This is a genomic window from Klebsiella sp. 141203 (assembly GCF_032601985.1).
Classification (GTDB): Bacteria; Pseudomonadota; Gammaproteobacteria; order Enterobacterales; family Enterobacteriaceae; genus Klebsiella; species Klebsiella aerogenes.
Genome location: NZ_JAQIRL010000004.1, coordinates 318078 through 339508, shown reverse-complemented (window position 1 = coordinate 339508; position 21431 = coordinate 318078). Strand labels below are relative to the sequence as shown.

The following is a 21431-nucleotide window of genomic DNA, read 5'->3' as shown; positions in this document are numbered from 1 at the left end:
ATGTATCAGCTTATCCTCGGCCACATCTCAATCCTTAGCGCCCTGCCGTTGCCGCCTGTGCTAATGGCGCAGGCGCCGGACGGCCCGCGGCGGGCCAGCTGGCTTGCCGGGCGCGCGCTGCTGGCGCATGCGACTACCCCGCTAATGGATATTCAGTATGGCGAACAGGGTAAACCGGCTTTCCCTCCCGGGAGTGGACAATGGTTTAACCTTAGCCACAGCGGCGACCATATTGCCCTAATGCTGAGCGATGAAGGCGAAGTTGGCTGCGATATCGAAGTGATTCGCCCGCGCAACGGCAGGCAGCGGCTGGCTAACGCCCTGTTCAGCGAGGGCGAGCACCAGGAACTGGAGCGTGAACCGCCGGAGCGACAGTTAGCCGCCTTCTGGCGTATCTGGACGCGCAAAGAAGCGCTGGTGAAACAACGCGGCGGCAGTGCCTGGCAGATGGCCTCTGTGGACAGCGCCTTTCACGGCGCGCTGTCATTGAGCCAGATTCAGTATGAAGGGTTAAGTATTGCGGTCTGTACGCCAACGCCGTTTAAGCTGACGGCAGCGCACATTCAATGTTTTAACGGCGCGGCTTGACCGGCCAGAAGATGGTCAGCACGCCAGCGATAATAATCAGCACACCCAGCAGCGATTGCCAGTAAAACGGTTCATGCCAGCCGGGCAGCCAGATGGCGGCGGCCCACACCAGAATATAGCTCAGGCTTAGTAGCGCGTAAGCTTTGGCCAACGGTAAGCGGTGTAGCGCGAAATACCAACAGACCATCGACAGCAGATAGCCAACCAGGCCGAAACCCAGGCTGAAGGTACCGGTGCGAAAATGCAGCAGATGATTGAGGAAGGTCAGGATATCGGTCAACGGCGGCAGTTCGACCATCGCGCTGCGCAACAGCAGCTGTGCGCCGCTGACGAGGCCAACGCTCAATAACGCCCAGATTAAGCCCATCAGACGCTACTCCCCAGAACGGCGATACCGACTACGATCAGCCCGACGCCAAGCCAGTGGCGGCGCGCCACCGGCTCGCGCCAGATGCCCCATGCCGCCAGCGTCACCCAGACAAAATTGAGGCTCAGCATCGGATAGGCAATACCGACCGGAATTGCCTGCAGTACCCCCAGCCACAGCAGCATACCGCCGCCGAGCGCCAGCAGGGCTAATCCCAACCAGACCAGGATATGCCGCCCGCGCCGTCCGCTACGGGACGGCCGGGTTGCCTGCTTCTGGCACAGCTGACCGGCGCAGCTAAGCAGGCTGGCGAGTACCAGACAGAACCAGACACTCATTGCGGCAGATACTGAATAAACACCACGCGCCCCAGCTCGTAGGAGTTATCAGGTTTCGGTAACGCCAGTTCGTTCATCGTTTCACCTTTATCCATCAGCAGCACCAGTGAGATCGGTCCCTGCTGGCGGTGCGCCGCCAGCCAATCAGCAAATTCGTGAGTCGCCAGGAATTTGCTCTGCGCATCCGGCCAGCCGAGGCCATATTTTAGCTCCCCCTGCTTGTCATACAGGATGATGTCGTCACGCTTGAGCTCCCACGCCAGCCCCGCGCCGATACCGACGCTGTTGGTCAGTACATAGCGGCTTGGCGCCAGCGATTCACTCACGATATCCACCAGGAACTGCGGCTGTTTGCTGTCAATAACCCGGTCCGGAATAGCGAAGCCCACCAGCAGCGCCAGCCCCAGCGGGCAGATGGCGGCCAGCGTCCAGCGACGACCATTGTCCTTGATTGCCAACCAGCCCATTAGCGCCCATACGGCAAAGGCGATCGCCGCCAGCAGACATTTATACAGCTCGATCTTCGTCCACACCGGTTTATGCATGACGCCCCACGGTGAGACCACCAGCACCGCGACCAGGCCAATCAGACCAAAACCGAGGTTGATCATGCCGTTGATGCGCAGCGCTTTCGCCCCCGCCTTCGCGGCATCCAGCGCGTAGCGGGCCATCAAAATCGACAGCGGCATAAAGCACGGCAGAATGTAGGTCGGCAATTTTCCTTTGGCGATGCTGAAGAACAGGAACGGCATCGCCACCCAGCCTAGCAGATACAGTGCGCCGCGGGCATCATCGCGTTCGCTCCAGCCGCGCTTGAGCGCGCCCGGCAGCAGCGCCAGCCACGGCAGGCTGCCGGCTATCAGGAACGGAATGTAGTACCAGAACGGCGCTTTATGCTGGGCGTCTTTCTCGGCGAAACGCTGGATATGTTCGACCCAGAAGAAATAGCGCCAGAAATCCGGTTCGCGATTAGCGATAGCCAATCCCCACGGCAGCACCACCAACGTACAGACCACCACCGCCAGCCAACCGTAGGTTAGCACCTCGCGCCAGCGCTTACGCGCAATCACCCACGGCAGCACGCCAACTACCGGTACCGCCAGCGCCAGGAAGCCCTTGGTCATCACCCCCATCCCGCAGGCGAAGCCCAGTACGATATAACCCAACAACTTCCCGCCGCGGCTCTGCGCCTGGGAGGCACCCCAGAAGCTGCACATCGCCAGCGCCATCCACATGGTGATCATCGGATCCAGCACCGCATAGGTGCCAATCGCGTAGACCAGCATCGCGGTGAGGAAGATAACCGGCGACAGGATCGCCACGCGTTTATCGCGGAAAATACGCCACGCCAGCCACGCCACCAGCAACGCGCTGACGGTAATGGCGAAAACCGCACCGAAACGCACGCCGAAGTTATTATGGCCGAATAACCACTGGCCGATACTGTTAATCCAGTAACCGGCAATTGGCTTTTCAAAGTAACGCAAACCCAGCAGATGCGGCACAACCCAGTCGCCGGAAGCCAGCATTTCACGGCTGATCTCGGCATAACGGGTTTCATCAGGCTGCCACAGCAAACGGAAATTCAGCGGCAATAAGTAATACAGCGCAAAGAGTACAACCAGAGAGACGCCATAACGAATGCTTTTCATACACCCGAGCCCAGTAATTGTTCACGTCCAAGCCAACCTTCCCGGCCAGCCAGTTCACCACGGACCACTTTGCCTGACGGCAGCTCGCTAAAGTCAGCGGGCAACAGCTGGCTCAGTGGGCAAAATTGTATTTCTTCTTCCTCCGCCATGGTCAGCAGCGCATCGAACTGGTCGGCGTAGGCAATGCCTTCCACTTCGGCGTGGATGGTATAGACCGGCGTTCCCTTGTCGCGATGGATGCAGTCCAGCAGATAGCGGTTAAAGCCGGCGATATCGACGGCGCTACCGACTACTTCATCCCAGGTGGGAAGCGTCACCGGGATTTGTACGGTGCCGGAGGCCCCGCCGCCAAGCTGCGGCAGGAATGGCCGCGTGCCGCGACAATCGCTGTTGTAGAGGAAATCGAAGGATTCTTTCGCTTTTACCACCCGCTGGTCGGCGCGCCAGCCGGCGACGGCTGAGCAGGTCACCGGGCGACCGATAATGCGTTCCAGTTCGAGCAGACCGCGTTCCACTTCCAGCGTCAGACGTTCCTGCGGCCACACGCCGCTCCATGCCTGCCAGCTGTAGTGGTCCCAGGCATGCAGGCCCACTTCATGGATCTGCGCGGCGGCGCGAATAACCTCTTCGTTACCCGCGCCAATCCTGCGCCCCGGCCACGCGGTACCGGCCAGCAGAATATCCCAGCCGTACAGCGACGCCGCGTTAGAGCGCAGCATTTTCCACAGAAACTTCGGTTTTACCAGGCGCCATAAATGGCGCCCCATATTGTCCGGCCCGACGCTGAAAAAGAAGCTTGCCTGAATTCCATGCTTGCCCAGCAGGGCCAGCAGCCGCGGTACGCCATCACGCGTCCCGCGAAAGGTATCGACATCTATGCGTAAGCCGACTTGTTTCATGAGTTTTTATCGTCCGTGAGCTCAACGGTGCGCAGGAAGAAGTCCAGAGTGTGCTCAACGGTCTCCTCCATCTCGACGGTCGGTTCCCAGTTCAGGCAACGTTTTGCGTTACGAATGCTCGGCTTACGATGCTCAACGTCCTGGTAGCCTTTACCGTAGTAATCGCTGCTTTCCACTTCACGGAAACCGGCGAACGGCGGGAAGCGATCGCGCAGCGGGTGGCGCTCGAAGCAGGCAAGCAGCATTTCCGCCAGCTCTTTGATGCTCGCTTCGTTTTCCGGGTTACCGATGTTGATTATCTGTCCATCGCAGCGACCGTCTTTGTTCTCAATGATGCGGAACAGCGCTTCGATACCGTCGCTGATATCGGTGAAGCAGCGCTTCTGCTTACCGCCTTCGATAAGCTTAATCGGCGAACCTTCCACCAGATTGAGGATCAGCTGAGTGATGGCGCGGGAGCTACCGATACGCGCGGCATTAAGGTTATCCAGACGCGGTCCCATCCAGTTGAACGGACGGAACAAGGTGAATTTGAGGCCGTTCTTATCGCCATAGGCCCAGATCACGCGGTCCAGCAGCTGTTTAGAAACCGAGTAGATCCAACGCTGTTTGTTGATCGGCCCGACCACCAGGTTGGAGGTATCTTCGTCGAAGTTTTTGTCGGTGCACATGCCGTACACTTCCGAGGTCGACGGGAAAATGATGCGCTTATTGTATTTCACGCAGTCGCGGATAATCTTCAGGTTCTCTTCGAAATCCAGCTCGAACACGCGCAGCGGGTTACGGGTGTATTCGATAGGCGTAGCGATCGCGACCAGCGGCAGTACCACATCGCACTTCTTAATGTGGTATTCGATCCACTCGGAGTGAATGCTGATATCGCCTTCTACGAAGTGGAAACGCGGGTTATCGAGGAAACGGCTGATGGCGTCAGAGCCGATATCCAGGCCGTAAATCTCATAGTTGTCGTCCTGCAACAGACGTTCGGTCAGATGGTTACCGATAAAGCCGTTGACGCCGAGGATCAGCACGCGGGTACGGCGCTTAATCGCCACCACCGGTTTGCTGCTCAGTACCGCGCTGGTCACCAGCCCCAGCGCCTGCGCCAGTTGGGTTCCCTGCATATAAACGCCGCGTTCGGTCTGGCCGGTGACGATTTCCAGCGCCCCCTGCTGACAGGCCACTACCAGCGGCGCGACAGAGATCACGGTGCCGGGCTTGGCTGCTGGCAGGTCGGCGCGCACGCGGGATTTCCAGACGATAAATTTATTCGCGCCGGCATAGGCGAAGGCGCCCGGCCACGGATCGGACACCGCGCGCACCAGATTATGCAGAGTCTGCGCCGGTTTGTCCCAATCGAGACGCCCGTCTTCCGGAGTACGACGACCCACGTAGGTCGCCTGGCTGTGGTCCTGCGCGCGTTCCTGAGTCTTACCCTCACGAATAGCCGGCAGCGCCTGGCCCAGCAGATCGGAGGCGGCGGCGCACAGTTTACGGTGCAGCGCCAGCGCCGCTTCATCCGGGCCGATAGCCACAGCTTGTTGAGCGACGATATCGCCCGCGTCGGCGCGGTTAACCATTCGGTGCAGGGTCACGCCGGTTTCACTTTCGCCGTTGACCAGCACCCAGTTCAGCGGCGCGCGACCGCGGTATTTCGGCAGCAGAGAACCATGCAGGTTGAAAGCCCCCTTCGGCGCGATATTCAGGATCTCATCGCACAGCAGGTTGCGGTAGTAGAACGAGAACAGCACATCCGGCTTCATCTCGCGAATACGTTCAATCCACAGCGGATGGTTGACATCTTCCGGCGCCCATACCGGGATACCCTGCTCGGCGGCAATACGGGCAACGGAACCAAAGAAATGGTTTTCGCCAGGGTTATCCGGATGGGTAAAAATAGCGGCGATTTCATAACCGGCATCCAGCAGTGACTGAATACCTGCGCAACCCATATCGTGATAAGCGAAGACTACTGCTTTCATGAACGATCTTCCTCTTGAGACGCCGTTTCCGGCTGACGAACAACACGTTGAATAAAGTAACGGGGACGGGCGCGAACATCGTTATAGATGCGGCCGATATACTCCCCGAGCAGGCCCATACCGACAAACTGAGCGCCGATGAACATGAACAGCACGGCGAAGAGCATGAACACCCCGTCAGCCGCCCACTGCGGACCGAAAGCCAGACGCAGCACCACCAACAGCAGGCCGAAGGCGAAGCCCAACAGGGCTATCACGCTGCCGAAAATGCTCAGTAAACGCAGCGGGGTGGTGGTCAGACAGGTCACCAGGTCATACATCAGGTTAATCAGACGCATGAAGCTGTATTTGGAGTCGCCGAATTCGCGCTCGGCGTGCATCACCGGGATCTCGACCGCCCGGCGGGCGAAAGTATTCGCCAGAATCGGGATAAAGGTGCTGCGCTCATGGCAGTTGAGCATGGCGTCAATGATATGGCGGCGATAGGCGCGCAACATGCAGCCGTAATCGCCCATGGCTTTACCGGTGGTTCGCTGAATCAGGCGGTTAATCATCTTCGAGGCAGATTTACGGAAGATGCTGTCCTGACGGTTCTGACGTACGGTACCGACCACGTCGTAGCCTTCATCGGCTTTTTCCACCAGCCGCGGGATCTCTTCCGGCGGGTTTTGCAGGTCGGCATCAAGGGTGATGATCAGATCGCCGGTGACATGGCTGAAACCGGCCATAATCGCCGAGTGCTGGCCGTAGTTACGGTTCAACAGCACCGCCACCACGTGGCTGCCTTCGGCTTCGGCGGCCTCGGTCAGCATGCGCGCGGAATCGTCGCTGCTGCCGTCGTCGATCAGCAGAATTTCATATTGGCGCCCTAGCGTCGCACAGGCGGCGTCGGTACGACGCAGCAGCTCCGGCAGACTATCCTGTTCGTTATAAACCGGGATAACCACCGAAACTTTTTTTACGGGAGGATAAGTAAGCATATCAACGTCCTGACAACTGATGCAGCGCGGTAATGACGCGGGTGACATCGTCGTCGGTCATATCCGGGAACAGCGGGATGGAACAAATGCGCGCGCTGTTCCATTCGGTATTCGGTAACGAAACTTCAGGAAAACGCTCGCGGTAATACTTTTGCGTATGGGCCGCGCGGAAGTGCAGACCGGTGCCTATGCCCATGGCTTTGAGTTTTTCCATCAGGGCATCGCGGCTGATGCCGCAGGCCGCTTCATCAACGCGGATAATAAACAGGTGCCAGGCGTGCTGGTGATCCCATGCCGGAACGGTCAGCGGCTTAAACGGGGTATCCGCCAGCTCGCGCAGGTAGCGCTGGGCGATTGCAGCGCGACGTTGATTCGCCTGCGCAAGCTTATCCAACTGCACCAGCGCCAACGCGGCGTTGATATCGGCCAGATTGTATTTGAAGCCGGGTGTAATCACTTCCGCCTGCGGCGCGCGGCCGTGGGTCTGGCGGTCGTAGGCGTCAACGCCCAGGCCGTGGAATTTGAGGCTGCGGATGCGGGAAGCCAGCTCGTCATCATCGGTGACGATAAGCCCCCCTTCGGCACAGGTCATATTTTTGATCGCGTGGAACGAAAAAATCGCGGTGCCGCGCCAGCCGACATGGCGGCCCTTATAGTGCGTTCCCGCGGCATGCGCAGCATCTTCGATAACCGGAATACCGTGGCGCTCGCCAACGGCGCGGATCGCATCGATATCCGCAGGCGCGCCCGCGTAGTGGACGGGAATAATCGCTTTCGTCCGCGAGGTGATCGCCGCTTCCACCGCCTCAGGGGTAATCATCAGATTGTCGTGATCGACATCAATCATCACCGGCGTAGCGCCCAGCAGACAGATCATATTCAACGTCGACACCCAGGTTTGCGAAGGGGTGATCACTTCGTCGCCAGGGCCAATGCCCATCGCCATTAGCGTGACGTGCATACCGCCGGTGGCGGAGCTGACGGCGATGGCGTGGCGGTTGCCGGTCAGTTGGCAAAATGCTTCTTCCAGCGCCTGGTTTTTAGGACCGGTAGTAATCCATCCTGATTGCAAAACTTCACGCAGCGCAGCCAGCTCTGCGTCGCCCATCGACGGGCGCGAAAACGGCAGAAATTCGCTCATCTTTTTCCTGTTCTATTAATAACCCACTAAAAAAAGGGGTCGGTAGAAAGAAATATCCTGCGCCAGCGGACTTAAACAAAATGAAAATGAAGTCGGTTCACCGCCACATTTCATTCCAGGGTATTTCGACGGTTATAAATCTAGTCGCTGTTGCTTAGGATAATATTAAGAAATTAATATTTTTCGCGAGAATAGTAATATCTCATTGAGAATCAGATGGATAGTATTTTCTTATGGCAGGAATTAGTAGTAAAAAGCCCCAGTTTCATAGAGAAAACTGGGGCTTAACGGGTAAAAGTAAACGAATCGTCAACCAGCCCGCAATAAATATTTATTTACGTTTTAATCTATCGGTAAAAATTAGCGTTAGATCACAGAATTATTTCTGCTGTATTACAAATTTGCAGGAAAATCAGCAGGTAATTCATTAGCAGGGCAATTAATAACTTCGTTATTATCCGCGCCGCAATCGCGAACAAAGGTAATAGTCGCGAATTCATCAATCACTTCGGTCGGGTAGGCCGGGCCGGCGTCACGATAGGCGTTCATTAACGGAATATGATCGTTCTGGAAGCAGACGGTTTTTTCCGGGTTATTCATGATCCAGCGGGGGAAGAAAATGGTGCCGTGGAACAGTTTGTCGCCCAGGTTGACGATCAGGCTGACGTCGGTACCGGTTGGTTCGGTCCAGGAAATTTTATAAATTCTTTCGCCTACCCGCACGATGTACGCATGCTGGTCTTTCACCCACCGGTTGGCAACGATGCCGCTGTGAATACGATAATCCAGGGTGGTGCCATTTTTAACGTAAATTTCGTAGTTCCAGCCGTTGTCGTAGGTATAAACCAGATGTTTACCGATAAAGCCGCTGAGGTCATGTTTATCGAAAGTGCTCATTATTTATTCTCCTCTGTTTCGTTGAGGTAAGAATAAGGCTTTAAAAATTGAATGAATAACGCTATGTTTGGATGAAAATAATCTAATTTTTAGATGAATTATGCACAAGACCACGCTGGAACAATGGGCGCTATTGGAAAAGGTGATTGAGCTGGGCAGCTTTGCCAAAGCCGCGGAAGAGACCAACCGCAGCCAGTCTTCGGTGAGCTATAACCTGGCGTTGCTGCAGGAACGTTTAGGAGTGGCGCTGCTGGCGCCGTCCGGGCGGCGGGCGGTGCTGACGCCCGCTGGCGAACTGTTGCTCAATCAGGTGAAACCGCTACTGAAGGCCTTTTCGTGGGTTGAGACCCACGCCGCGACGCTGCGCAACGGCGCGCGCACCCGGCTGGATCTGGTCGTCGACAGCATTTTTCCCCGCCAGCGGCTGTTCGCCATTCTGCGTCAGTTTCAGCAACGCTACCCGCAAACTCAGGTTCGGCTGACCGAAGTACTGGAAAACGTCGATGAGGCAAGCGCCGTCCGCAGCGAGGCCGACGTGATGGTCTTAACCCGTCGCCAGGATATTACCGGGCGCGGTGAATGGCTGATGAATATCGACTTTATCGCGGTCGCCCACCGCGACCATCCGCTATCGCAATCGGATGAATTGCTGGATGACAACGCACTGGCTCCCTGGCCGCTGATCCGCATTGCCGACCGTAGCGGCGATGCCTCATCCACGCGCGATGCCTGGACCTTTTCTACTATTGATGCCGCTATAGATGCGGTGCTGTATCAGGTGGGATTCGGCTGGTTACCTGAGGAGCGAATCCGCGCACACCTGGAACAGGGCGTGCTGAAAGCGCTGCCGCTGAGCCATGGCGCCCGCCGCGCCACGCCGCTGCATTTGATAGTGAAGCGGGACCTGGCTCCGCTCGATGAACAGGTCACCACCCTGCTGGATTTGTTCAGACAATCGTAATCATATGCTACATATGATTTTGTTATAGTTTTCTCCCAACATATTGATCCAGGTTACTCCTTAAGTATGACAAATTATTAAAATCGTCATACTTTTCGTTCCTTCTGGATGTAAACCTTGTCTATTTTCCGCACCACCTTGCTGGCGCTCTGCGCCTGCATTCCTCTGCTCGCGCCCGCCGCCATGCATGAAATCGCCATCGCCTGGCCGGTTAACGTCGGTCCTCTTAATCCACATTTGTATACGCCGAACCAAATGTTCGCCCAAAGTATGGTGTATGAGCCGCTAGTCAAATATCAGGCTAATGGCCGGGTTACCCCCTGGCTGGCTACCCGCTGGATCCACTCAGCCGATGGTAAAATCTGGCGTTTCACCCTGCGGGATGATGTCTACTTCTCCAACGGCGAACCTTTTAACGCCCAGGCCGCGGTGGCCAATTTTCAGGCGGTGCTGGCCAACCGCCAGCGGCACGCCTGGCTGGAGTTGACCAATCAAATAACGGACGTTCAAGCGCTCAGCGATAACGAACTACAAATCACCCTGAAAAGCGCCTACTACCCGTTCCTACAGGAACTCGCCCTTCCCCGCCCGTTTCGTTTTATCGCCCCCTCGCAGTTTGTTGACGGTAGTACGCAGCGAGGCATCAAGGCGCCCATCGGCACCGGTCCGTGGATGCTGGCCAGCTCGCAGCTTAATCAGCAGGATGTACTGGTACGCAACCCGCGCTACTGGGGCAAAAAACCGGCGCTTGAGAAAGTCACCGTGAAAGTGATCCCCGATGCCACCAGCCGGGCGGTCGCCTTTGAAACCGGTGAAGTTGATCTGCTATACGGCGATGAAGGGCTACTGCCGCTGGATACGTTCGCCCGTTTTCGCCAGCAGGACGAGTACCGCACGCGTCTTTCCGCCCCGTCGCAAACCGTGATGCTGGCGCTCAATACGCTGCAAGCGCCAACGAATGAACTGGCGGTACGCGAGGCGCTTAACTATGCCGTCAATAAACAGGCGCTCATTGACGGCGTGCTGTACGGCACTCAGCAGGTCGCCGACGCGCTTTTCGCACCGTCGGTACCTTACGCGCCGGATGATCTGCCGCCGCGCCGCTTCAATCCAGATAAAGCCCGAACGCTACTGGAAAGCGCTGGCTGGAAACGAATATCCGGCAAGGATATTCGTGAAAAAGACGGGCGCCCGTTGCGACTTGAACTGGCTTTTATCGGCACCGATGCGCTGGCTAAGTCGATGGCGGAAATTATCCAGGCCGACCTGCGCCAGGTAGGTATCGATGTCGGGCTGGTCGGCGAAGAGGAGAGCAGTATCTATGCCCGCCAGCACGATGGCCGCTTCACGATGATCTTCAACCATACCTGGGGCGCGCCCTTCGACCCGCACGCGTTTATGAGCTCAATGCGCGTCGCTTCGCACGCCGACTATCAGGCGCAGCGCGGCCTGCCGGATAAAGCAGTGATTGATCAAGAGATAGGAGAGGTACTGACTACCACCGACGAAGGCCGCCGTCGCGAACTGTATCGCGATATCCTCACCCGTCTGCACAACGAAGCGGTCTATCTGCCGATAAGCTACGTCTCGCTGATGTCCGTCGCCCGCAAAACGCTGGGCGAAGTGCCCTTCGCGCCGGTGACCACCGATCTGCCGTTAGAGCTCATTACGCCGGTGACACCATGATGTTGAAATATCTCCTTCGCCGCCTGCTACCGCTGCCGCTGATGCTGCTTGCCGCCTCGGCGATCATCTTCCTGTTGTTACGTCTTGGCGCCGGCGACCCGGCGCTGGACTATTTGCGCCTTTCTAACGTGCCGCCCACCAGCGAAATGATTGCCGCTACCCGCGAGCAGCTCGGGCTCAATCAGCCGCTGGCGCTACAGTATCTACACTGGCTGTGGCGCGCGCTGCATCTCGATTTTGGCGTCTCCTACGCCAGCCAGCGCCCGGTGCTGGACGACCTGCTGCATTTTTTGCCCGCGACGCTACAGCTCACCGGCGCGGCGCTGGTGATTATTCTGCTGACCTCGCTGCCGCTGGGGATCTGGGCCGCGCGCCATCGCGACCGATTACCCGATTTCGCCGTACGTTTGATTGCCTTCCTCGGCGTCTCAATGCCCAACTTCTGGCTGGCCTTTTTGCTGGTGATGCTCTTTTCCGTCCATCTGCGCTGGCTGCCGGCAATGGGCTACGGCGGCTGGCGACATCTGCTGCTGCCGGCGTTTTCCATCGCCCTGATGTCGCTGGCGATCAATGCCCGTCTGCTGCGCGCCAGCATGCTGGAAGTGTCCAGCCAGCGCCACGTGGTCTGGGCGCGTCTGCGCGGGCTGAGCGAAAGTCAGGTGGAGCGGCGACACGTGCTGCGTAACGCGACATTGCCGGTAGTGACGGCGCTGGGTATGCACATCGGCGAGCTGATTGGCGGCACGATGATCATCGAAAATATCTTCGCCTGGCCCGGCGTCGGTCGCTATGCGGTTTCCGCGATTTTCAATCGCGACTATCCGGTTATCCAGTGCTTCACCCTGATGATGGTGGCGGTGTTCGTGCTGGCCAATCTGGCGGTCGACCTGCTTAACGCCGCGCTCGATCCGCGTCTGCGTCGCCATGAGGAGGCTACAGTATGACGCTGTTCGCAACCTTCCGCTGGCCGGTAAAACTGGCGCTACTCATTATTGCGCTGCTGGCGGCAATCGCCATGAGCAGCGGCTGGTGGCTGCCCTATGACCCGGCGGCCATCGATCTCCATCAACGTCTGCTCTCTCCAGGTGACGCCCACTGGCTCGGCACCGATCATCTCGGCCGGGATATTTTCTCGCGCCTTCTCGCCGCCACCCGAGTCTCGCTGGGCGCGGTGATGGCCTGCCTTCTGCTGGTGCTGCTGATAGGCCTTGCGGTCGGCGGCAGCGCCGGGATGGTGGGCGGCCGCGTCGATCGCGGCCTGATGCGCCTGGCCGAACTATTTATGACCTTCCCAACCTCAATACTGTCGTTCTTTATGGTCGGCGTACTCGGTACCGGTCTTAGCAACGTGATTATCGCCATTGCGCTGTCGCACTGGGCCTGGTACGCAAGGATGGTGCGTAACCTGGTGGTCTCTCTGCGCCAGCGCGAGTTTATTCTCGCCGCGCGCCTGAGCGGCGCGGGACATTGGCCCTTGTTCCGTGACCATCTGGCCGGCGCGGTGATCCCTTCGCTACTGGTGCTCGCCTCGCTGGATATCGGTCATATGATGCTGCACGTGGCCGGTATGTCGTTCCTCGGCCTCGGCGTCAGCGCGCCGACGGCGGAATGGGGGGTGATGATCAACGACGCCCGTCAGTATATCTGGACGCAGCCGCTGCAAATGGTCTGGCCCGGGCTGGCGCTGTTTATCAGCGTGATGGCTTTTAACCTGGTGGGCGACGCGCTGCGCGATCGTCTCGATCCTCAGCTGATCGCGGAGCATAACCACTGATGCCGCAAAAGATCCAACTGGAACAACTTTCGCTCGTCGCCGACCGTCCGCTGGTCAGCGACGTTTCCCTTACCCTGCGCCGCGGTCAGGTTCTGGCGCTGCTCGGCAGTAGCGGCAGCGGTAAATCACTGACCTGCGCCGCCACGCTCGGTATTTTACCGCCTGGCGTCAGGCAAATCGCGGGCCGGGTGCTGCTCGATGGTATCCCGGTGTATGGTGAACAGCTGCGCGGCTCGATCATCGCCACCATTATGCAAAATCCGCGCAGCGCCTTTAATCCGCTACATACCATGGCGGCGCACGCGCGGGAAACCTGCCGGGCGGCGGGTTACGAAGTCAATAACGCCGCCCTGCTGGCGACGATGGAAGAAGTGGGGCTGGAAAATCCGCTCTCGCTACTTAAGCGCTACCCCTTCGAGATGAGCGGCGGCATGCTGCAGCGGATGATGGTGGCCCTGGCCCTGCTCAGCCGCGCGCCGTTTATTATCGCCGACGAACCGACCACCGACCTTGATGCCGTTGCCCAAGCGCGCATTCTCGACCTGCTGGCGGATATCGTCGCCAACCGCGGGCAGGGGCTGCTGCTGGTGACGCATGATATGGGCGTTGTCGCCCGTCTGGCGCATGACGTGGCGGTGATGGAAAACGGCCGTCTCGTTGAACGCTGCGACGTCAACACGCTATTTAGCGCCCCACAGCACCCGCTCAGCCAGCGCCTGCTGGCCGCCCATCTGGCGCTGTATGGTCTGGAGAAAACACCATGAATTTACTCAGCGTAAACGCAGTGAGCCACGATTACCCTCATCATGGCCCGGTATTGCGCGATATCCAGTTCGACATCGCCCCCGGTGAAACGGTGGCGCTGCTCGGGCGCAGCGGCTGCGGCAAAAGTACCCTGGCGCGGATGCTGGTCGGTCTCGAAACGCCGCGGTATGGCGATGTCGCCTGGCGCGGCGCGTCGTTGACCTCCCTGAAGGGGGAAGCGACCGGCGCCTTTCGCCGCGATATTCAGTTGGTGTTTCAGGATGCCATTAGCGCGGTGAATCCGCGCAAAACGGTACGCGAGATTATCAGCGAGCCGCTGCGGCACCTGTTTAGTTTATCGCGCGATGAGCGTACGCAGCGGGTGGAGGAGATATTGCTTGCGGTTGATCTCGCCCCGGCGCTGCTCGACAAGCGTCCGGCGCAGCTCAGCGGCGGACAGCTGCAGCGCGTGTGCCTGGCGCGGGCGCTGGTGGTCCGTCCGCAGCTATTAATTCTCGACGAAGCGGTATCGAATCTCGATCTAATGCTTCAGGCGGAAATTATCGCCCTGCTCAAACGCCTGCAGGCGCAGTTCGCCACCGCCTGCCTGTTTATCACCCACGACCTGCGGCTGGTGGAGCGTTTTTGCCAGCGGGTGCTGGTGATGGATAGCGGACGCATCGTTGAAACGGCAACGGTTAGTCTGCCGCTGCGCCTTACATCCGCTGCCGGACAGGCGCTACAGCGCGCGGTGCTCCCGCCCTTTCCCAACACTCTGCTTAACGAGGCCATGCCATGCAGCGCGTAACCCTGACTCTGGATGATGACCTGCTGACCGCGCTCGACGCGCACAGCGCCCACCGCGGCTACCACAACCGCTCGGAAGCGGTGCGCGATATTCTGCGTGACGCGCTCCACCACAATCCGCTACAGCAGGCGGCGCAGCGCGGCTATGCGGTCCTGTCGTACGTGTATGAGCATGAAAAACGCGAACTGGCGAGCCGGCTGGTCGCCTCTTCGCATCAGCATCACGATCTTTCGGTCGCCACGTTACATGTCCACATCAATCATGATGACTGTCTGGAGATCGCGGTGCTGAAAGGCAACATGGACGAAGTACAGCATTTTGCCGACGAGGTGATTGCCCAGCGCGGCGTGCGGCATGGGCATTTGCGGTGTTTAGCGGATGATAATTAAAACGATGGCAATTTGATGCAGACTGTTTTAAGCCTGTTTGAGACGTTCATTGAGCGTCTCAAGGATCCAGGTATTTACGGAAACCTGCTCCTCTGCAGCGGCGGAGCTAAGACGCTCACCAAATGATTCAGGATAGCGCAATGTGAAGGTTTTCAACTTTTCCGGCTGAGCATAAGGCTCGATGCCCGCTTCACGACAATCAGCAAGATATTCCTGTAATGATATCTCGCCCTCCTGTTGTAACCCTTGAATGCTATCGGAAACAAAATCGCAATATCCTGATAATCCCAGGAACTTACCGCGGAATGCATTGAGTTCAGGCACGTAGTTGATAACAGCAGGCTGCCCGGCAATCTCCATTGAATTTGGCGTTTTAGGTTTGATCATGGTTTTACCCCTCCTTGCCGCATGAGTTCACCTACTGAAATCATTTTTCTGATAGCACAATGTGAAGTCAACTTCTTACCAGGCAAACTTTGTTTATCAACAGTTGATAAACCACATAAACTATACACTTTGTTAATTATCCCTGTTCGCCAATAATGGCGCCTCATTTAACGATCTCGTTATGGCGAGGCTCCTGCATAAATACAAGTTACCGCCCTGTTGGTATCGAGAGAGACCACTCAGGGAAATACAGGCTTCCATCGAATCAAGGTGTTGCCAAGGTAACTTCTGGCGGTCATAACCGTTCAGATACGTTATGCAGTGCTAAAACCAGGACGTAGGGATCTGCCTGCGCTAACCCTGTCTTGTTCGCCCCTATGAGTGATTTTTTATAGGGATTTTAATCATGTCTTCCATTCAACTCTGCGCCGCGCATCAGGCGACCTCTGGCTTCGACGGCGATGCGATCGCCCAGTACATGCGTACCGACTTTATTACGCTGCAGGAACATTTCAGCGTCCATGAGGCGCGTGAACACTTTATCTCGCAGCTCGCCAGCGACGATATCCCCGGCCAGGTATTTGTCGTCGCTGGTAACAAGCTGCGCGGCAGCTTATCGGTCAAAAAACTATTGCAGGAGGCAGAGGTAGGCCAGTCTATTCGCTACCTGATGGACAGCTGTCTGTTCCGCGTTAAACCCGACGATGAGCGTCCTCAGGTCATTGCCGAACTCACCGAGCGCGGCCTCGATCTGGTGCCGGTTGTCGATAAAGGCGAGCTGGTCGGCTGCCTGATGGAAAAAGAAATTGCTCATCTGCTGGAGGATGACGTCACCGAAGACGCCCAGCTGCAGGGGGCGACGCTACCGCTGGAAAAACCGTATCTGGAAATCAGTCCGTGGACGCTGTGGAAGAAACGTTCGGTCTGGCTATTGCTGCTGTTTGTGGCCGAAGCCTACACCAGCAGCGTACTGCAGCATTTTGAAGAGGCGCTGGAATCGGCCATCGCGCTGGCCTTCTTCATCCCGTTACTGATCGGCACCGGCGGCAACAGCGGAACTCAGATAACCTCAACGCTGGTGCGTTCGATGGCGTTGGGTGAAGTCCGCTTACGTGACATGGGACGGGTAATCCGCAAAGAGGTGTCGACCTCGTTTCTGATTGCCCTGACACTGGGTCTGGCGGGCTGCCTGCGCGCCTGGATGATGGGGATTGGCATGGAAATCACGCTGATCGTCAGCCTGACGCTGGTCTGCATTACTCTGTGGAGCGCGGTGGTGTCTTCGGTTATTCCGATGTTGCTTAAGCGGATCGGTATCGACCCGGCGGTGGTTTCCGCGCCGTTTATCGCCACGCTGATTGATGGCACCGGGCTGATTATCTATTTCAAAATCGCCCAGTATTTTCTTGGGCTGAACTGATCGAAAAAGCCCGGGCATCCTGATGCCCGGGCTTTTTCGATTAAACTTCCGCCAGCGCCTGCGCGCAGGCCCAGGCGCTTGACCACGCCCACTGGAAGTTATAGCCGCCGAGCCAGCCGGTGACGTCCATCACTTCACCGATAAAGTAAAGCCCCGGCGCTTTACGCGCTTCCATAGTACGTGACGAAAGTTCGTTGGTATCCACACCGCCGAGCGTCACTTCCGCAGTACGATAACCTTCAGTGCCGTTCGGCTGCACGCGCCAGGCAGTTAACGTCTCCACCAGCATCTGCCGATCGCGAACGTTCAGTTGTTTTAGTGTTACATCAGGTATCTGCCCAAGCTGCTGTAAACATTCGACCAGCCGCTTCGGCAACTGCATCGCAAGGGTGTTTTTCAGGCTTTGGTTCGGATGATCGCCCCGCTGCTCGTTGAGGAATGCCTCAAGATCGCAGTCCGGCAGCAGGTTGACGGTGACAAACTCACCGGGCTGCCAGTAGCTGGAAATCTGCAGCACCGCCGGGCCGGAAAGGCCGCGATGGGTAAACAGCAAATTTTCGCGGAACAGCATACCGTTCTCGGCGGTAATGGTAGCTGGCACCGAAACGCCGGAAAGCACCTGCAGCTGTTCAAGCAGCGGTTTATGCAGAGTAAACGGCACCAGCCCGGCGCGGGTTGGCAGCACCTTCAGGCCGAACTGCTCGGCCACCTTGTAACCAAACGGCGATGCGCCCAGCCCCGGCATCGACAGACCGCCGGAGGCGATTACCAGCTTCTTCGCCGCCAGCGTTTCGCCGTTCACCTGTAGCCGGTAGCCTTGTTCATCGCGTTCGACGCTGAGAATTTCGCTGCGCAGACGGATCTGTACGCCGCCTTTTTCACATTCAGACAACAGCAGGTTGACGATTTGCTCCGCTGAATCATCGCAAAACAGCTGACCTAAGGTCTTCTCATGCCAGGCGATGCCATATTTGCCAACCAGCTCGATAAAGTCCCACTGGGTGTAGCGCGCCAGCGCAGATTTGCAAAAATGCGGGTTTTGGCTGAGATACGCCGCGGGCTCGACATACATGTTGGTAAAGTTGCAGCGGCCACCGCCGGACATCAGGATTTTGCGCCCCGGCTTTTTGCCATTATCGAGCAGCAGTACACTGCAGCCCAACTGCCCCGCCTGCGCCGCACAAAACATTCCCGCCGCACCGGCGCCGATCACAATGGCATCAAACCTTTCCACTCAACTTTCCTCATTCCCGAATTGTCGGGAATTGTAAATATTTCACTCTGGTCGCACCAGCACGAAAAAAACAACAATCAGTTACGTCTTTGAAAGATATAGGATTACTCCCAATCGGGTAAAACCCAAACAGGAAGAAAATCAAAAAAAGTCTATATTTCACTTTGCCCGCGCCGCTAAAGTCACTGATAATGCGCCGCGTTCATGTCCTCAAAATGGCGTAACGTCCTATGCTACATTTATTTGCCGGTCTGGATTTACATACCGGACTATTATTATTGCTTGCTTTAGCTTTTGTACTGTTTTACGAAGCGATTAACGGTTTTCATGATACCGCAAACGCTGTTGCAACGGTGATCTACACTCGCGCAATGCGGTCGCAGCTTGCTGTTGCGATGGCGGCACTCTTCAACTTTTTCGGCGTTCTGCTGGGCGGCCTCAGCGTAGCCTATGCCATCGTGCATATGCTGCCAACGGACCTGCTGCTTAACATGGGTTCCGCACATGGCCTCGCCATGGTGTTCTCTATGCTGCTGGCGGCAATCATCTGGAACCTCGGAACCTGGTATTTCGGCCTCCCGGCCTCCAGTTCTCACACCCTGATTGGCGCCATCATCGGTATTGGTTTAACCAATGCGCTGATGACCGGTACTTCAGTGGTTGATGCGCTGAATATCCCGAAAGTCATCGGCATTTTTGCCTCGCTCATCGTCTCGCCGATCGTTGGCCTGGTGGTAGCAGGCGGCCTGATTTTCATTCTGCGTCGTTACTGGAGCGGTACCAAAAAACGCGCTCGTATCCACCTGACCCCAGCGGAACGCGAAAAGAAAGACGGTAAGAAAAAACCGCCGTTCTGGACCCGTATCGCGCTGATCCTGTCCGCTATCGGCGTGTCGTTCTCGCACGGCGCCAACGATGGGCAGAAAGGCATTGGTCTGGTCATGCTGGTACTGATTGGCGTCGCGCCGGCGGGCTTCGTGGTCAACATGAACGCATCTGGTTACGAAATCACTCGTACCCGCGATGCGGTCAACAACGTGGAAACCTTCTTCCAACAGCGCCCTGAGCTGCTGAAGAAAGCCACCGGCGTTGATCAACTGGTTCCGTCACCGGAGACCAACACCGCGGCCAACGGCGAGTTCCACTGCCATCCGGCGAACACAATCAATGCGCTTGACCGCGTGAAGACGATGCTCACCGGAACGGAAAGCTACGATTCGCTGTCAGTGGATCAGCGCGGCCAGCTGCGTCGTATTATGCTCTGCATCTCCGACACCACCGACAAAGTGGCAAAACTGCCGGATGTGAGCTCTGACGACCAGCGCCTGCTGAAGAAACTGAAAACCGATATGCTGAGCACCATCGAGTACGCGCCAATCTGGATCATTATGGCGGTCGCGCTGGCGCTGGGTATTGGCACCATGATCGGCTGGCGCCGCGTGGCGACCACCATCGGCGAGAAGATTGGTAAGAAGGGTATGACCTACGCGCAAGGTATGTCCGCCCAGATGACCGCCGCGGTGTCTATCGGCCTTGCCAGCTACACCGGGATGCCGGTTTCCACCACCCACGTGCTCTCTTCCTCGGTTGCGGGGACAATGCTCGTTGATGGCGGCGGTCTGCAGAAGAAAACCGTCACCAGCATTCTGATGGCATGGGTACTCACCCTGCCGGCAGCCATTTTGCTGTCAGGCGTGCTGTACTGGCTGGCTCTGAAGCTTATCTAAGCAGTAGTCATGCGAAAAATGGGTCAGGAAACTGGCCCATTTTTTTTGCCGTCTATTCAGCACGGCTCAATGCCAGATAAGCAACGCAATCATACTCACCAGCACCAGACCACACAGCGCGCTGGTCAGGATGAACTGCCGGCGAACACGCTCACAGCGACGAATAAACTCGTCATCATGATGATCGCGATATCGTTGGGCATAGATATACCAAACCAGCCGCATTTGTTTACTGGGCTGCCCATGCGAGGTGAAAAAACCTCCGCCATCAACATATTGATAGAGCAAGGGATCGCAACCACGTAGCACAACCAATAATGCACGCAACGATGAGAAGTAACGTGCCATATTCACCACACAAACGATACACAGGGCCCAAAACAGCGCAACAGTGCTGATCATACTTCCTCCCCGGCGACCCATCCACGGAGATCCCTCCGGGACTACCGCTCCCCAATATCATCCAACCCACCGTACAGTAAAAGAGTGCGATTCCGGTCACGTTTATTTATCCGACCGGCTCATTAAATAGTGTAGGAGATCAGTTAATTTTTTTACCACAAGGTTAATCGTTATCAATACGTAAGACGGAATAATTTGTTTAACTAACGGTGAACCAGGTGCATTGACGGAGTGCGAGGGGCGCTATATTGTAGAAATTATCTTCTACAATTAAGTCCTTAAAGGCTTACCCCCCGCGAATCTAGCTTGCAGGACGCGGGCGAATCGACAGCACAGGCTGTCTGGTCCAACGGTCATCGACAACTTATGGAAGGAGTAACACTATGGCTTACAAACACATTCTTATTGCAGTAGACCTATCACCGGAAAGCAAAGTGCTGGTAGAGAAAGCGGTTTCTATGGCGCGTCCCTACAATGCGAAAGTTTCCCTGATTCACGTGGATGTGAATTACTCCGACCTCTACACCGGTCTTATCGATGTCAATCTGGGCGACATGCAGAAACGCATCTCTGAAGAGACGCACCACGCGCTGACCGAGCTTTCCACCAACGCCGGCTACCCGATTACCGAAACCCTGAGCGGCAGCGGCGATCTTGGCCAGGTGCTGGTCGACGCGATTAAAAAATATGATATGGACCTGGTGGTCTGCGGTCACCATCAGGACTTCTGGAGCAAGCTGATGTCCTCCGCGCGTCAGCTGATCAACACCGTTCACGTTGATATGCTGATCGTACCGCTGCGCGACGAAGAAGACGAATAATCGCTTTTCCTCGCCAGCCAACGCCCGCGCCTGCGGGCGTTTTTGTTTTTATGCTGCATCCCGCCTGAATCCCATTGACCCCATCAGGATATCAATCCAGATAATTAATATCAGTTAGTGTGATCAACCATTTATTAGAATTAATATCTATATAATAATCTATACATTCAGCCAATGGCCGCATCATTACGGGCCATCAGACTTTTTCGGCGCGTTTTGGCAGACGCGTTCATA

22 protein-coding genes and 1 riboswitch are annotated in these 21431 nt (G+C 56.8%); of the genes, 11 read left to right on the top strand and 11 right to left on the bottom strand.

Annotated features, from left to right (window positions below; all coding sequences use genetic code 11):
* The gene (acpT, locus tag PGR29_RS18050) at positions 1 to 588 is read left to right on the top strand and encodes a 4'-phosphopantetheinyl transferase AcpT (RefSeq protein ID WP_316425051.1); all 588 of its coding nucleotides are present in this window, start codon (positions 1 to 3) and stop codon (positions 586 to 588) included.
* Here the strand turns inward: acpT and arnF are convergent.
* The 8 genes from arnF to PGR29_RS18010 all read right to left on the bottom strand — a co-directional run bounded on the left by arnF (position 572) and on the right by PGR29_RS18010 (position 8847).
* Positions 572 to 955 carry a 4-amino-4-deoxy-L-arabinose-phosphoundecaprenol flippase subunit ArnF gene (gene arnF, locus PGR29_RS18045; RefSeq protein WP_045397099.1) on the bottom strand — a complete coding sequence of 128 codons (384 nt, stop codon included), beginning with the start codon at positions 953 to 955 and terminating at the stop codon, positions 572 to 574. The two genes, acpT and arnF, sit on opposite strands and share 17 nt — an antisense overlap.
* Positions 955 to 1293, bottom strand: coding sequence for a 4-amino-4-deoxy-L-arabinose-phosphoundecaprenol flippase subunit ArnE (gene arnE, locus PGR29_RS18040; protein WP_045397101.1), 339 nt, complete (start codon positions 1291 to 1293; stop codon positions 955 to 957). Before arnE ends, arnF begins: the two co-directional genes overlap by 1 nt.
* Entirely contained in the window at positions 1290 to 2945 is a 1656-nt protein-coding gene (arnT, locus tag PGR29_RS18035; RefSeq protein ID WP_316425050.1) for a lipid IV(A) 4-amino-4-deoxy-L-arabinosyltransferase, read from the bottom strand. Before arnT ends, arnE begins: the two co-directional genes overlap by 4 nt.
* Positions 2942 to 3844 (bottom strand): 4-deoxy-4-formamido-L-arabinose-phosphoundecaprenol deformylase, encoded by a 903-nt coding sequence (arnD, locus tag PGR29_RS18030; protein WP_087859018.1) that lies wholly within the window; start codon positions 3842 to 3844, stop codon positions 2942 to 2944. Before arnD ends, arnT begins: the two co-directional genes overlap by 4 nt.
* Positions 3841 to 5826 carry a bifunctional UDP-4-amino-4-deoxy-L-arabinose formyltransferase/UDP-glucuronic acid oxidase ArnA gene (gene arnA / locus PGR29_RS18025; RefSeq protein WP_063447380.1) on the bottom strand — a complete coding sequence of 662 codons (1986 nt, stop codon included), beginning with the start codon at positions 5824 to 5826 and terminating at the stop codon, positions 3841 to 3843. Before arnA ends, arnD begins: the two co-directional genes overlap by 4 nt.
* Positions 5823 to 6806: an undecaprenyl-phosphate 4-deoxy-4-formamido-L-arabinose transferase gene (gene arnC / locus PGR29_RS18020; RefSeq protein WP_113373983.1), complete on the bottom strand. Its 984-nt coding sequence runs from the start codon at positions 6804 to 6806 to the stop codon at positions 5823 to 5825. The genes arnA and arnC overlap by 4 nt, the downstream gene beginning before the upstream one ends.
* 1 nt (position 6807) lies before the next feature.
* Positions 6808 to 7947 (bottom strand): UDP-4-amino-4-deoxy-L-arabinose aminotransferase, encoded by a 1140-nt coding sequence (gene arnB / locus PGR29_RS18015; protein WP_045397116.1) that lies wholly within the window; start codon positions 7945 to 7947, stop codon positions 6808 to 6810.
* Positions 7948 to 8340: 393 nt separating this feature from the next.
* A complete protein-coding gene (locus PGR29_RS18010; protein ID WP_316425110.1) occupies positions 8341 to 8847 on the bottom strand; it encodes a phenolic acid decarboxylase in 507 nt (168 codons plus the stop codon).
* A 97-nt stretch (positions 8848 to 8944) separates the two neighbouring features.
* Between PGR29_RS18010 and PGR29_RS18005 the strand changes: the two genes are divergently transcribed.
* The 7 genes from PGR29_RS18005 to nikR all read left to right on the top strand — a co-directional run bounded on the left by PGR29_RS18005 (position 8945) and on the right by nikR (position 15206).
* Positions 8945 to 9805, top strand: a complete 861-nt coding sequence (locus PGR29_RS18005; protein ID WP_063415720.1) for a LysR family transcriptional regulator — start codon at positions 8945 to 8947, stop codon at positions 9803 to 9805.
* A gap of 117 nt (positions 9806 to 9922) precedes the next feature.
* The gene (gene nikA / locus PGR29_RS18000) at positions 9923 to 11491 is read left to right on the top strand and encodes a nickel ABC transporter substrate-binding protein (RefSeq protein ID WP_087859015.1); all 1569 of its coding nucleotides are present in this window, start codon (positions 9923 to 9925) and stop codon (positions 11489 to 11491) included.
* Entirely contained in the window at positions 11491 to 12435 is a 945-nt protein-coding gene (gene nikB, locus PGR29_RS17995; RefSeq protein ID WP_087859095.1) for a nickel ABC transporter permease subunit NikB, read from the top strand. Before nikA ends, nikB begins: the two co-directional genes overlap by 1 nt.
* Positions 12432 to 13265, top strand: a complete 834-nt coding sequence (gene nikC, locus PGR29_RS17990) for a nickel ABC transporter permease subunit NikC (protein WP_271032815.1) — start codon at positions 12432 to 12434, stop codon at positions 13263 to 13265. Before nikB ends, nikC begins: the two co-directional genes overlap by 4 nt.
* Positions 13265 to 14029, top strand: a complete 765-nt coding sequence (locus PGR29_RS17985; protein ID WP_113373987.1) for a nickel import ATP-binding protein NikD — start codon at positions 13265 to 13267, stop codon at positions 14027 to 14029. The genes nikC and PGR29_RS17985 overlap by 1 nt, the downstream gene beginning before the upstream one ends.
* Positions 14026 to 14817, top strand: coding sequence for a nickel import ATP-binding protein NikE (nikE, locus tag PGR29_RS17980; protein WP_316425048.1), 792 nt, complete (start codon positions 14026 to 14028; stop codon positions 14815 to 14817). Before PGR29_RS17985 ends, nikE begins: the two co-directional genes overlap by 4 nt.
* Complete coding sequence (gene nikR, locus PGR29_RS17975; protein WP_087859011.1) at positions 14805 to 15206, top strand: nickel-responsive transcriptional regulator NikR; 402 nt, start codon at positions 14805 to 14807, stop codon at positions 15204 to 15206. Before nikE ends, nikR begins: the two co-directional genes overlap by 13 nt.
* A gap of 27 nt (positions 15207 to 15233) precedes the next feature.
* On the opposite strand, the gene PGR29_RS17970 is transcribed toward nikR, so the two are convergent.
* The gene (locus PGR29_RS17970) at positions 15234 to 15593 is read right to left on the bottom strand and encodes a type II toxin-antitoxin system HicB family antitoxin (RefSeq protein WP_015703740.1); all 360 of its coding nucleotides are present in this window, start codon (positions 15591 to 15593) and stop codon (positions 15234 to 15236) included.
* A gap of 168 nt (positions 15594 to 15761) precedes the next feature.
* A riboswitch (M-box (ykoK) riboswitch) is annotated at positions 15762 to 15943 on the top strand.
* A gap of 56 nt (positions 15944 to 15999) precedes the next feature.
* Here PGR29_RS17970 and PGR29_RS17965 point away from each other — a divergent pair.
* The gene (locus PGR29_RS17965) at positions 16000 to 17013 is read left to right on the top strand and encodes a magnesium transporter (protein ID WP_015369274.1); all 1014 of its coding nucleotides are present in this window, start codon (positions 16000 to 16002) and stop codon (positions 17011 to 17013) included.
* Positions 17014 to 17053: 40 nt separating this feature from the next.
* On the opposite strand, the gene PGR29_RS17960 is transcribed toward PGR29_RS17965, so the two are convergent.
* Complete coding sequence (locus PGR29_RS17960) at positions 17054 to 18247, bottom strand: NAD(P)/FAD-dependent oxidoreductase (protein ID WP_316425047.1); 1194 nt, start codon at positions 18245 to 18247, stop codon at positions 17054 to 17056.
* A gap of 230 nt (positions 18248 to 18477) precedes the next feature.
* On the opposite strand from PGR29_RS17960, the gene pitA reads away from it, so the two are divergent.
* Positions 18478 to 19974 (top strand): inorganic phosphate transporter PitA, encoded by a 1497-nt coding sequence (gene pitA / locus PGR29_RS17955; protein ID WP_045397146.1) that lies wholly within the window; start codon positions 18478 to 18480, stop codon positions 19972 to 19974.
* Positions 19975 to 20040: 66 nt separating this feature from the next.
* Here the strand turns inward: pitA and uspB are convergent, their stop codons facing one another.
* On the bottom strand, positions 20041 to 20376 hold the full coding sequence (gene uspB, locus PGR29_RS17950; RefSeq protein ID WP_015703743.1) for a universal stress protein UspB: 336 nt from the start codon (positions 20374 to 20376) through the stop codon (positions 20041 to 20043).
* 383 nt (positions 20377 to 20759) lie between these two features.
* Between uspB and uspA the strand changes: the two genes are divergently transcribed.
* Positions 20760 to 21197, top strand: coding sequence for a universal stress protein UspA (gene uspA / locus PGR29_RS17945; RefSeq protein ID WP_004145166.1), 438 nt, complete (start codon positions 20760 to 20762; stop codon positions 21195 to 21197).
* Positions 21198 to 21431: the final 234 nt, after the last annotated feature.